This window comes from Psychrobacter sp. FME6 (assembly GCF_014861365.1).
In the GTDB taxonomy this organism is placed as follows: Bacteria; Pseudomonadota; Gammaproteobacteria; order Pseudomonadales; family Moraxellaceae; genus Psychrobacter.
In genome coordinates, this window is record NZ_RRYW01000029.1 from 1 (window position 1) to 12,936 (window position 12,936).

Below are 12,936 nucleotides of genomic sequence, written 5' to 3' on the forward strand. Positions count from 1 at the left end.
AACCGTTCGCTATTTTTTTTGCCATCAATTTGTCGCCAATGTTCAACACGCCCTAATCATACTTTGGTCAGTATTGGGATGATTAATACTGACACTGGTCACGGTATAATTAGGGTTGCGTTTTTGCCAATCAGATTGTGTCGTGGCAAGCAATGGAGCAATACTAGCCATAGGGGCAGCCTGTAACTCGGTTGCATCCGCTGCCCGATAAGAGTAAATTTCCTTAAAAAACTGCTCATTATCTACCCCAGATACCATGCCTGCCCACGGCATATATAAGGTTATTAAGGTTATGATGCCGGTAAAGGTAATCATCAAATGGAACGGTATTGGCAGCACAGAAAAAGCATTGTGCGCATCAAGCCACGAGCGTTGCCCCTTACCCCAACGAAAGGTAAAAAAATCCGTAAATATCTTTTTGTGGACAATAACGCCTGTGATAATAGCAATCAACATCATCATAGAAGCTATACCGACGATAATTCTGGCCCATATCACACTCATATAATGCAAATCAAAATGCATACGATAAAAGAAGTGACCGCCTACGGTATCTCTTGGTGTATATGCCATTTGGGTTTGCGTATCAAACTGATATTTTAGCCTTCTGTCATCTGTAGTCACATTAATATGTAGACGTTGAGCAATATTATCGCCATTAATATCTTTAGCAATAAACCAGTTTTTGGCATGGGCTTGGGTTTGCTGTAAGTGAGCGATTGCCATAGCAAAACCATCTGACTTATCTTCTAGATTTGTCACATTTTGGTTGTGCGTAAATGTTGAAGACGTGAATGGCGTTTGCTGAGAGCGTGCCGGAATTTCAGGTTGCATCCATGCTGTCAGCTCATTATTAAAATAACTGACCGTGCCCATCAGAAAAATGGTAAACAGCAACCAACCTAATAACAGGCCAAACCAAGTATGGACGTCAGATAAAATGACTCGATAGCCCTTCACTTTAGTTTTACCCTTTGTCTGAATATTACTCATTGTGGCAGTTTGGGTCTTAGTAGAGTCTGAGGGCATAATAACAGCCTGATGGTAAGAAAAATCTAAATAGCGACATAATCAATCACCCCTAATATCCCTGCAATACCGACGATCAGTGTCCATGCCAGCCATAAACGACGCAAAGAAAATACTAAGACAAGGATGAGCGCACATACGACAACGCTAGCAATTTGACCCCAATAGATGGCAGAAATCTCATCTATAGGTAAGGTCAAAAACGTCAAACTCGTAAGCACCGCGATGCCATAGCTACCAATAATCGCTAAAAAAATACGACTGAGGACTTTAAACTCAGGTAGATAAAAACCATGACTGCTACGGCGCTTACTCATGTGACTGCCTGCGTATGAAAGTGAAAGGTCATGATCGGCATAAAAGTGAAAAGCGAAAGATTAAAAGCGATAGGTTAATCTGCCGACTACATTCAAAGGCTCACCGTAAGTCAATTCACTAAAAGTGCTGCCCGCAAGATACTTTTGATTGAACAAATTATTCACATTAACCTGCGCTTCAAGATTGTCGTTAAAGCTATATCTTGCCATGATATTGGCAAGCGTCACGTCATCTTGACCGTACTTTTCAGATTGTTTCGTCACAGGGTTTTTGACAATACCATAGTATCCATTTGACCAGTCAACGCCGCCGCCAATAGTTAAATTAGGAATGATATGATCAAGATTATAAGTGGCAAACAGATTCAGCGTGGTATCAGCAAAGCCAGTATTGATGGTTTTGCCCTTGTTGTCTTCAGCATTAAAATGCGTATAACCAACACTCGCTTGTAGTTGGTCGCTGATTTGACCAGACACTTGTACTTCTACGCCCTGACTGGTGGCACCTTTTGCTCCGTAGTAGGCTTTTTCCAGATCGGTGCCGGGTATTATTTGACCGCCATCGAGTTGAGCAAGGTTGTCCTGCTCGATTCTGAAAATACTCACTTGGCTTTGTAATGTGCCATTATCTGACTCACTTTTTAGACCGATTTCATAGTTTTTACCTTCGATAGGATCGAGGAATTTACCGTTTATATCACGCTGAGTTTGAGGTTTGAAGATATCACTGTAGCTGGTATAAAGACTGTGATTGTCATTAACCGCATAGGTAATCCCTGCGTATGGTGTCCAGATGTGTTTGGCTTCCGTGTTGACGTTACGGCCATACTGCACACCTGAGCGTTCAAAATCAGACACACGCGCTCCCAAAATCACGGCTAAAGGATCCGATAATTTGAGCTGAGTTGCTGCAAAAATGGCTTTTTCTTTGGTTGTGACATCAGAGCTGCGATTGCGCGCTCCCCATTCTGGTTCAGGATAACTGCCATCCCAGTCAGAAAAATCTGGGAGCGGCAACATACCATCAGGCGGTGACTTATAAGTGAAAGTATCAAGATCACTTTTGCTATAGGAGCCGCCTACGATGAGCTTATGCGTTTTTCCCAACGCATCAAAGTTACCGGTTAACTTGCTTTTAACATTGAACTGGTTGCGTTCGGTATCGGCATGAAATGGGTTTAGGTTAAAAATCAGTCCGGTATCAGGATTCACGACTTGGTCGCCATTGGCATACATATAAAGCAGCTTTGGACTACTGTCACTCTCGTTATAGCTGGCATTGGTGGTCAAGTTCCAATCGGCATTAAAATCATGGTCAATATCTGCAAAGTAATAGGTATTATCAGAATCCCAGTTTGTCCAATCTGCGCTGCCATTTTTACTGGTATCCCAATCCGCTTTTGACCCATCACTTAGATAGTTTGGCAAGCCGCCCCACATGGTTGATTTTGATTTATTGTGTTGACGGCTAGCACCCACACTGACCGTGGTGCTGTCGCCCACGTCCGCATCTACTGTGGCATAAAGCAGACTTTGACCCAATTCTTGACGGTCGATAAAGGTATCACCATCTTGATAGCTAGCCACCACTCGGCCTCGTACCGCGCCACTTTCTACTAAAGATTGACTACGATCAACACTGAGACCATATTGCCCATAACGATCAACATTGGCGGATAGCTCTGTTTTTGGAACGCTACTATCAGCCCGTTTACGTATTAAGTTAACATTGGCAGAAGGGTCGCCTGAGCCGCTCATCAAACCAGTCGCGCCGCGTACGGTTTCAACATGGTCAAACATCGCGGTATTGGCAGAGTATTCGCCCATGGCAGCTTGCTGGACAAAATCGGTATTTAAGCCGTCAATTTGGAAGCTATTGATAGCAAAGCCTCTTGATGAAAGACCATTACGCGCGCCATCAACGCTACTTACTTGGATAGCAGGCGTGCGTTTAAGCACATCTATTAGGGTGGTTGAGTTTTGATCTTTGATTTGCTGATTAGTAACCACACTGACCGCTTGCGGGGTTTCTTTGGCCGACAAGCCCATACCGGTGGCGCTACTGGTGACAGGGATTGTATAGCTGTCAGTATTTTCCGTGACCTGTTTGTTCGTTTCTGCCATGACCACGATAGTTGGTAGCGTGGTACTTGGTTCTGACCTATTGTCGCCACGATTGATTTCAATGCCATTGTCATTGATTGGTTGTTGCTGTGATACTTCAGCATGGATCATAGATGAGCTTACTGCCAACGAAGCAATGGCTGAAAGGTGCATGGTTCGCTTAACGCTCCAACTTAAAGGGTTAGGTTTATGCTGTTTTCTACTTTGTGTAATCATAAACATCAATGGTATCTCAATGAAAGTGAGGAGAATTTAAGGGAAGGCAGTTATTCAAGACAATAGTGCTTACTAATACATGTTAGCTTTGTAGAGCATCATGAGAAATGAGCTATTTATTAATAGTCTTGTTGAATAAATATATGGTTTGTTACGTTAGAGTTTGTACATGATAAAGATAATAATAATGATTATCAATACAGTATTGAAATATTTTTGATACAGTGAAGGTCTACGTCATGAGATAGCACTACTTTTTTGTTAGCAAACACTATAGATAAAAATAGCACAGCAAAAAAAAGGCCACTTTTTAAAAGTGGCCTCAATTAAGCACAGTATCTGTTAAACCTTAACTATTGCCTACCTAAATTTAATCGTATCGTTTATTTCAACAGCTTCTGCATAAAGTGGGTTCGAGAAATTACTAAAAAATCCAATAACGCAATAGCCACAATGATAATAATTGCAGCTGGGAATATAATAGCCACCACAAGCAAGGGAATGGCAAACGGCCACCATATAGAAAAACTTTGACCACGTGCTGGTGGATTTAGTCCAGTGATTTCGTTGGTATTACGAGGACGACGTTGCCACCACATGACATAACCGCTCACACAAATTGCAATCACAGATAAGCAAAACAGCACATTGGCTAACACGCTCCATAATCCTAGCGTTCCCATATGAATAGCCGCACCCGCTGCCATAAATTTGCCGAAAGCATTGTAATCCTCAAAGCGGATATCAGCCAATATCTTCCCCGAATAGCGGTCGATATGCACCGTACGGTCAGCCGTTGGACTTTTCATATCGTAGCTCATAGAATCTTGGCTAATCGTCCACACTCCTGTCTCGCCTTGTGGTAGATTCAGCTGATAACGTCCTGCAAAGCCAATCTCACGCGCAAACCTATCTACCGTATCAATCATAATAGGGATATTGGACGCGATACCGTTCTCACCTTTGGTTGTCCCTGACAGCGGCATTGGCGTCAGTTCTAGCACCCAAGGTACCTCTTTGGTACTGCCCGTATTTAATACACGACCATGAGTTGCTGCAGGCGTTGCTGCTGCTCCATGAATGTGCGGCGCGGCATCGGCATTATCCATATCCATACCTGCATGATGCTGACTGTGGTCAATCGAAAGTGGCATGGGCGCGGCGCCCCATTTACCAGCGGGAAATTGACTCCAAGCCTGTACGATTCGCTCGCCCCAAATACCTGCCCAAGCCATTCCTGAAATGCAGAAAAATAATAATACAATGGATATCCAAGTGCCTAAGGTTGCGTGAATTGTACGAAAAAATGATCGCTTTTTCTTTAGGTTCGCATCATTAGCGAACAACATGGCTTTGACAGACTTACGTTTTTGCCACCACAAGTACCAACCCGTTAAAATCATCAAAATAGTTAATGAGGCGGTGGCTTCCTGAATAAAGTCACCAACCTTCCCTAATAGCAAGTCGCCATGGATGCTATCAAAAGTATTGTACAAGCCCGAATTAGTGGGCGTACTTTTAACAATATCAGCGGTATACGGATTTACCGCAACCATATTGTCATGCCCATCTGATATCACTTGAAACAAGGCCACTATCTCGGTATCACGAGGTGCGATATATTTAATCAGCGTGCTATTTGGTAAGGTTTTGAGGGCGTTTTTTGCTTGGTTGGCAATTGGGGCTTGAACCATAGACTGTGGAGGGGAAACCGTTAGACGGTCATTATCTCGGCCTGTTGTATTGGACATAAGCAGCATGCCAAGTCCTGTACCCGCTAAAATAATCAAAAAAGGGGCAATAAACATGCCTGCATAAAAATGCCATCTCCATACTGTAAAATAGCGTTGATTGTTAGGGGATTGACGTGTGTCTCTACTCATAAATATGACCTTTACCCATCTTTGGCTGCTCAATTAACGTCTATCAACGCATTGACAATAGTAATATAAAATAGCTGATTGTTAGATTCGACCTAAAATACTTTCAAGACGATAACGTGATTCTAAGGATGGCAGCATCATACAAGAAAACTCCTTAAAACACTGCGAATTATAGGAAAAAATTGGCCTTATATGAGGTTATTTTTAACTTTTTATTATTAATGATTTTGTCCCATTCATGCTTTATTTGTCCTTTATAAGAACCGCCAATGACTGCCTCTAATGCTTGTATAAACACTCTTATTGTAATTTATTAATGATAACAATAATCATTAGTGTTATCATTATTTCCGTATTGAACATTCATATCTTTTAACTCAAGACCCTCAACTACTTCTATCTGAAAGGAAATACGATGTCGTCTCTTTTACGTTCCGAATCTGCCCGAAAAAAACAATTAAAAATGGCAGTCAGGATTGGCTTATTAATGAGTATTAGCCATGCTGCATACGCTGAAGAAACGGCAAATAATATTGAAGATGTCCAAAACAAAGATGAGAATGTTGCTACGGTTAATCCGACCCCAGCGACGACCTTAGATACTATTACTGTTTATGCCGATAGCTACCGCAGTACAGGCACCAAAACTGCATTAGACCCTAACGATGCTCCAATGAGCTATAGCAGAATCAATCAAGAACTATTACAAAAACGTCAAGCAGATAGCGTTAATGCGGCGTTACGTTATGAGCCCGGCGTGAGTGCTGAGAGCCGCGGTACAGTATCTATTTTTGATGAATACAACATTCGCGGTTTTAAGACTTACTCCAATTTTTATGATGGATTACGCCTCCCCTATGACGGCGCTTGGAATTTGATGCCGCAAGTAGACATTTATGCGACTGAAGCGGTAGAAATATTAAAAGGCCCAGCATCCTCACTTTATGGCTACGCGGCTCCAGGTGGCATGGTCAATCAGGTCGCCAAAACGCCAAAAAGCACTCAAGAGTCTGAAGTACAGGTGCGCCTTGGCAATCAAAACCTCAAAGAAGTGGCAGTCGATACGACCGGCCCTATCTCAGATACGCTCAATTATCGCTTGGTGGCATTAAAACGTAAAAAAGATGGACAGATGCAGACCACAGAAGAAGAACGCACTTTAATTAATCCGTCACTTGAATGGCGACCGACAGAAGATGTCTCCGTTCTTGCCAATCTTTTTTATCAAGACGATCCCGAGATGGTGCCTTCCACTCCGCTGCCGGCTGCTGGGACAGTCTACAATGCCAGCTATGGCAAGCTAGATAGTGATGCCTACGCAGGTGACGAGTGGAATCATTTTAGCAAAGAAGTACTGATGCCAAGTGTGACTGTCAACTGGGCTATCAATGACAAATTAACCTTCAAGAATATCCTACGCTATACCGATGCCGAAGCGCAGCAGCGTAATATGTATAATCAAGAAGGGTTTATCACGGGTAGCGATAATATTTTAAATCGTGTGGCCTATACCACCGATGAAAAGATGAACAACTGGACCACAGACAATCAGCTGGCTTATCAGTTAGATACTGCCAACACCTCGCACAATTTATTATTCGGTGTGGAGTATCAAGAAACGGACAGTAGCGCTACATATTATGATGCTGGCGCAGATGGCACCCCAAACCTTGATTTGTCCAATCCCGATTTTTCGCAAATCAATGCTGGCACTTTGCCATTAGATATTTATCGACAGAAACAAGACATCGAACAAAACCAGCTAGGATTTTATGTACAAGATGAGATGCAGTGGCAAGATTTAACGGTAGTAGCAGGCTTACGTCACGACAATTTTGACAGTACCACTGAGCAAACCGACGCCTCTAAAGGTGCTGTTTATAGTAACAAGACGATTGATAACAGCGCATCAAAAACCAGTGGTCGCCTTGCTGCCATTTATGACTTTGATAATGGCTTCTCTCCTTATGCCAGCTACTCACAATCGTTTCAGCCTGTTGTCGGTAGCAACTTCGTTACTAACAAGGCATTTGAGCCCACCACCGCTGACCAATTAGAGGCTGGTATCAAATATCTGTCCCCAGATCGCGCCACACAAGGAACGTTGGCGGTGTTTGATATTACGCAAAAAAACGTCGTAGTGGCTGATGAAATCAATTACAGAAGTCAAACCCAAACGGGTGAAATTACCTCTAAAGGGTTCGAGGTTTCAGGCAGCCACATGCTAAGTGATTGGGTAGATATTACTGCAAACTACAGCTATACCGACGCTGAGATTACCGAAGATGAATTCAACCCTGACGTGGTCGGTAACACTCCTGCCCAAACTGCTAAGCACAAGGCGACACTGTGGGCAGACTATTACGCCACAGATAAATTGACCCTCAATGCAGGGGTTCGCTATGAAGGCGGCATGCAGCTTGATAAGCAAAATTCAGACGAGCTGCCAAGTGTGACATTGGTAGATATTGGTGGCAGCTATCAAATCAATCCGATGCTCACTGTTGGCGCTAGTATCAATAATTTGTTTGATAAAACCTATGTCGGTACTTGCTACGATAGCAATAACTGCTGGATGGGACCTGAGCGCCAGATGTCCGTAAGCCTAAAGGCCAACTTTTAAACAATATAGAGCTTATCATTACTAGAGAATGCCTGTCTTATATACTGGCGTTATCTAAACTGATCACTTGAAAAATGAAACACTTAAATTAAGAAAGGCATTAAAATGGCAAAACCTGCTCCAAGAACATTGAATGTTGTTCGCACCAAATACATAACGCCACAGATGTGCCGCGTCACGCTTGGCGGTGCTGGACTGACTGATTTTCCGGCAGATCAAGAAAGCGCTTATATTAAACTCATATTTCCTCAAGACCATGGGGCTCGACCACTGATGCGCACTTATACCATTAGTAGTCAACGTGAGGATGAAATAGATGTCGATTTTGCTTTGCATGACGCTGAAGGCCCTGCTTCAATGTGGGCACGTAATGCCCAAGTTGGTGAGCAAATATTGGTCGGCGGCCCAGGACCAAAGAAGCTGATTAATAATGAGGCAGATTGGTTTTTATTGGTTGGTGATATGACAGCGCTACCAGCCATTAGCGTCAATCTTGCCCAGCTACCTGCTAATGCCTGCGGCTATGCAGTCCTTGAAGTCACCAGTGAAGCGGATAAGCAACTACTCAAAAAACCAGACAACGTTGACATTCACTGGGTGATCAACTCACATCCAAATACCGAAAGCAGCCCATTACTTGAAAGGGTTAAAACGCTTACGTGGCTAGCAGGCCGGCCTGCGGTGTGGGCAGCATGTGAATTTCATAGTATGCGCGCCCTGCGCCATTACTTTAAAACATATTTCTCAATACCAAGAACGCATTTATACATATCCAGCTATTGGAAAGTCGATAGCACAGAAGACCAGCATAAAATTGAGAAGCAGAAAGATGCAAAAAACCTAGCATAATATGCTATTTGTCTTTTAATAAATGGTAATGTAATTATCAGTTTTTAATATAATTATTATAAACTAGGCCGTATTGAACATTCACAAATAGCCCCTAGTGATCGCTAAAATTGTTCCAGACAAGGCGCAAATTGACGATAATGCAGAAATCTTAGCTAAAGTTGCAACGCATTACGAGATAATTTTAGCATCAGCCCTTACTTAACAAACTGGTACAGGACTCTTTTTGCCACTTCATTGATAAAAAATATTTTCTGTCAGGGACATGGTTGAATGTTCAACACACCCAGTTCATTTAGGTCATATTAACAAAATTAAGACTTGATAGCATATTCTAACTTTCTTCTGATTATATCCACTCTTTAAGACGCTCGCCAATACACCTTCATGACCATATCCTGCCGAGATAAATCAAACTGAGCCTTTAGTTGACGCCTTAACACTTTGGCATCCGCTGCACTAATTGCACCCCAGATTTTATCTATATGAATAGATGTGGCCTCTAAGCAGCTATCTATCGTAGAGATAATAGTGTCAGGGAGATTGATGGCTGGTGTATTCAAAATATGCACTATGTTATGTTGTTTAAAATTATCTATCTGTGCCAACGTCTGACTGAATTCGATATCTTGTAGATAAACCCTATCTGCCACATCACAAGTAACGACAATGACAATTGGCGCTATCGGATTTTGCCAATTTTCTAATAAATTAGCGACTGTTGGTATAGACGTTTCGTCGCAGATAAGCAGACATTGTCCGTCATTTAAATGCGCAATCTTTTCAGGATAATCGCGAACACTTTTCAGTTGTGTGCCAGCTAGTGCCGCTCTCGCCCAATTACCACCAGGTGTATCACCATGAATATAAGTATCCACCCAACCCTGTATTTGCTGAGTTTCTGCATCTTGCCATGCTTTTCGTAAGGTATAATAACGCTGTAATTTCTCCGAGGCGTTAGCAGAGGCGTTGGTAGATTCATGACTAATTGATACGTCAGCATTCATTTCAAACAGATAGGCATATCCTGCATGATTCAGTGGCGTATCAGCAGGTGCAGCGACTACCAATCGGAACATATTCGGGCTGGCGTAATAACCATCAATCACTGTGAAATGCCGCTCTTGCTGTTTTATCGCCTGCTTACCAAGTTTCTTTGAAGCCACTTGCAAGAGATTGATATATTGCGACTTCAAAGTAATGGTTTCATCAATAACATTTTCAAATTCAATAAAGAATTGACTGACAGCATCAGGCCGCGCGTCAGCTTCTAGATTTAGTAAAAGCCCTACATTTTGCACCGACGCTTCAAGTAATAGTCCATCGCTATAGACCTCTGCTACCACAACTGCCATCTCATTACTAAGCTTGGTATCAGCAAATGCTTCTACAAACAGCGCCAGTTCATCTTGATGCTCTTCATTGACATGATTCATAAACTTGGTTTTGGTCGCCACGGGTAATGGTACTTTATCAGTATAAAGATTATCAACAACTTGGGACATAACGGACCCCTTATAAAAAATAATTTCACAAAAAATATAAGGCGCCTGATCAACTCAATGCGCCTCATTTATTAGGCTTACGATATAGCAAGCCGTGATTCTAGCTAAAACTTATAAGACAGTGACGCTTTTACTTCACGTTCATCACCCGGTATATTAAACGTATTGAGCGAACCGACACGGACGTAATGGTCTTTATTAAATAAATTATAAACGTTTAATTGACCAGTGAGCTGCTCATTAAATGGATAACTGACCATCGCATCCCAGGTATTATAAGAATCTGCCTTGATACCTTGCGAGGATGAGAATTCACCGACGGCGTTGACACCCAATCCCATTGTTAATGGACGAGCAAGCAAATTATCCGCTTTATAGCTTACCCAAAGATTAGCAGAGTGCTTGGGCATCAATAGGAAAATGCCATCATCCCTATCACTCGATGCCTGTTTGATATCACTATCTAAATAGCTATAGCCACCAGATACTTGTAAGTTAGGCATAATTTCGCCATTAACTTCTACTTCTACGCCTTGCATTTGACGTTTTCCTAATGCCACTTGATCGCCATCTGCTGTGGGAGCAGCAGCATTTTCATCGGTCAGACGGTAGCCACTCAGTCTCGCTGACAAGGTATCTTGCCAATGACCTTTTAGACCGATTTCTATCTGATCGCCTTCACGCGGTTTTAGTAATTCGCCGTCTTGATTGGCAACATATTGCGGGGTAAAGACTTGAGTATAACTGCCATAGGCATTGATATTCGGCGTCAGCTCATACACAGCAGCCCCATAACCAGTGGCTTTGCTACTACTGTCAGTACTGGCATCAGCATTGCTAATCTTATCATCACTTTCTATCTCATAATGACTCAAACGACCGCCGACAATTAGGCTTAATTTATCGATAGGCTTGTAATTCACTTTGCCGTATAAACCCGTTTCACTCAGGGTGTTCTCAGTATGGGCAAGCGCAAAGCCTTTTTCACCGCGACGTGCTTGCTCAATAATACTGACTTCGTTCAAATCATTGATTTGTCCGACCGTTAAACCTTGACCCAAGGCTTTAGTACGCGCGTTTTCATTATCAGTTTTAAAGCGTTTATAGTCAGCACCAATGACATATTCGCTTTGATGGTTGCCAATCTTAAACGGTTGGCTTAGATTGACATCAGCACTAAGCGACGTTTCGTGAATATCTGCACCAATACCGGCAACACTGGTTTTATTATCCTCAAGGGCGCCTCCTGCAAAGGCATAATTATAATCAGCTTCTCTATCAGAGTAGCGCATACCAGCACTGATGACGCCGGCACTAGCAAGACGATGCTCAAAATCGGCAAAAACATCATGGCTTTGACTGTTAAAATCGTTCCACTTGGCACCATAAAAATCATCACGTGGTAGCGATATTAATGATTTATCAGCAAAGGTAGGCAGACCATTATCAGGGGTAATTTGCCGATCTTGCATCAAGTAGCCAAAACCAAATTTACTGTTCTCATTCAATTGCTTGTCGGCACTGACGTAGACCGTACTGTTTTGATTGTCTTTCCCGCCGATATCATCGACTACTGGATTGGCACGCTGATTGTATTGCAGCACCGTGCGACCAACGAGACTGTCATCAGCACTTAAACTGCCCTGCAGATCAGCAGACACGCCGTAGCCTGTCGGATTGCTAACATTGGCTTCTAGAATTTGATCTCCATCGGCTTTACCGCGCTTTCGAACCAGGTTCACAACACCGCCCATCTCTGACGCTGAATTAAACAAACCAGAAGGTCCGCGCATGACCTCCACTCGGTCGAATGCGGCTAAATTAGGCAAGGTGCCATTGATACTTGCCATGGGAGATGCGAGCCCATCGATACTGTATTGGTCATACTCATAACCACGAGAGTAAATAGACGAGCGCCCATCATCATTTTGCAGAACTCGTAAGCCTGTCGTGCGTTTGGCAATTTGATCTAAGGTATCAAGATTTAAGTCATCAATCTTTGCTTGGGTGATCACACTGATAGACTGTGGAATATTTTCTAGATAATCTGGTATCTTGGTGCCGACCGTCGCGACATTGGCATTATATAAATCATTGTCTTCACTCGGATCAATGGCATATAAAGGGTTTGCGGTAACGACAATTGTATCTAATGTGGTGCTAGGCTCTGAATCAGCATTATCTTGTAATTCAGCAGCAGTCGCTGGTACTGACATAAAGAGTAACGATAAAACAGAATAGCATAGCGGAGATAGTCGGAAATGCGAGGATTGATTTGAGGTATTATTAACCACGTGAGAATTCCTTAAAGCCATAGTAGATAACCCATTGGGTTTGTTAGTGGTTTTAAAAACAGATAACGATTAAACGGAAACGACTCTAGCTTCATC

General features: G+C 42.7%; 8 protein-coding genes. 2 read left to right on the top strand and 6 right to left on the bottom strand.

Going from position 1 to position 12,936, the window contains the following annotated elements; translation table 11 throughout:
• Positions 1–42: 42 nt before the first annotated feature.
• The 4 genes from EI162_RS06040 to EI162_RS06055 form a co-directional block, all read right to left on the bottom strand.
• On the bottom strand, positions 43–1,029 hold the full coding sequence (locus EI162_RS06040) for a PepSY-associated TM helix domain-containing protein (protein WP_192523507.1): 987 nt from the start codon (positions 1,027–1,029) through the stop codon (positions 43–45).
• A 26-nt stretch (positions 1,030–1,055) separates the two neighbouring features.
• The gene (locus EI162_RS06045; RefSeq protein ID WP_192520477.1) at positions 1,056–1,346 is read right to left on the bottom strand and encodes a hypothetical protein; all 291 of its coding nucleotides are present in this window, start codon (positions 1,344–1,346) and stop codon (positions 1,056–1,058) included.
• A gap of 60 nt (positions 1,347–1,406) precedes the next feature.
• Positions 1,407–3,686, bottom strand: a complete 2,280-nt coding sequence (locus EI162_RS06050; RefSeq protein ID WP_192523508.1) for a TonB-dependent siderophore receptor — start codon at positions 3,684–3,686, stop codon at positions 1,407–1,409.
• Positions 3,687–4,069: 383 nt separating this feature from the next.
• On the bottom strand, positions 4,070–5,569 hold the full coding sequence (locus EI162_RS06055) for a PepSY-associated TM helix domain-containing protein (RefSeq protein ID WP_192523509.1): 1,500 nt from the start codon (positions 5,567–5,569) through the stop codon (positions 4,070–4,072).
• A 415-nt stretch (positions 5,570–5,984) separates the two neighbouring features.
• Between EI162_RS06055 and EI162_RS06060 the strand changes: the two genes are divergently transcribed.
• Positions 5,985–8,192: a TonB-dependent siderophore receptor gene (locus tag EI162_RS06060; protein WP_192523510.1), complete on the top strand. Its 2,208-nt coding sequence runs from the start codon at positions 5,985–5,987 to the stop codon at positions 8,190–8,192.
• Between the two features lie 105 nt (positions 8,193–8,297).
• The gene (locus EI162_RS06065) at positions 8,298–9,041 is read left to right on the top strand and encodes a siderophore-interacting protein (protein ID WP_192523511.1); all 744 of its coding nucleotides are present in this window, start codon (positions 8,298–8,300) and stop codon (positions 9,039–9,041) included.
• Between the two features lie 362 nt (positions 9,042–9,403).
• On the opposite strand, the gene EI162_RS06070 is transcribed toward EI162_RS06065, so the two are convergent.
• On the bottom strand, positions 9,404–10,546 hold the full coding sequence (locus EI162_RS06070; protein WP_192523512.1) for an SIP domain-containing protein: 1,143 nt from the start codon (positions 10,544–10,546) through the stop codon (positions 9,404–9,406).
• Between the two features lie 104 nt (positions 10,547–10,650).
• The gene (locus tag EI162_RS06075) at positions 10,651–12,840 is read right to left on the bottom strand and encodes a TonB-dependent siderophore receptor (protein ID WP_192523513.1); all 2,190 of its coding nucleotides are present in this window, start codon (positions 12,838–12,840) and stop codon (positions 10,651–10,653) included.
• Positions 12,841–12,936 lie beyond the last annotated feature (96 nt).

What these genes read in the sequence shown, in the direction of transcription:
- EI162_RS06040 (WP_192523507.1), bottom strand. Translation starts at nt 1,029, where the DNA reads ATGCCCTCAGACTCTACTAAGACCCAAACTGCCACAATGAGTAATATT.
- EI162_RS06045 (WP_192520477.1), bottom strand. Translation starts at nt 1,346, where the DNA reads ATGAGTAAGCGCCGTAGCAGTCATGGTTTTTATCTACCTGAGTTTAAA.
- EI162_RS06050 (WP_192523508.1), bottom strand. Translation starts at nt 3,686, where the DNA reads ATGATTACACAAAGTAGAAAACAGCATAAACCTAACCCTTTAAGTTGG.
- EI162_RS06055 (WP_192523509.1), bottom strand. Translation starts at nt 5,569, where the DNA reads ATGAGTAGAGACACACGTCAATCCCCTAACAATCAACGCTATTTTACA.
- EI162_RS06060 (WP_192523510.1), top strand. Translation starts at nt 5,985, where the DNA reads ATGTCGTCTCTTTTACGTTCCGAATCTGCCCGAAAAAAACAATTAAAA.
- EI162_RS06065 (WP_192523511.1), top strand. Translation starts at nt 8,298, where the DNA reads ATGGCAAAACCTGCTCCAAGAACATTGAATGTTGTTCGCACCAAATAC.
- EI162_RS06070 (WP_192523512.1), bottom strand. Translation starts at nt 10,546, where the DNA reads ATGTCCCAAGTTGTTGATAATCTTTATACTGATAAAGTACCATTACCC.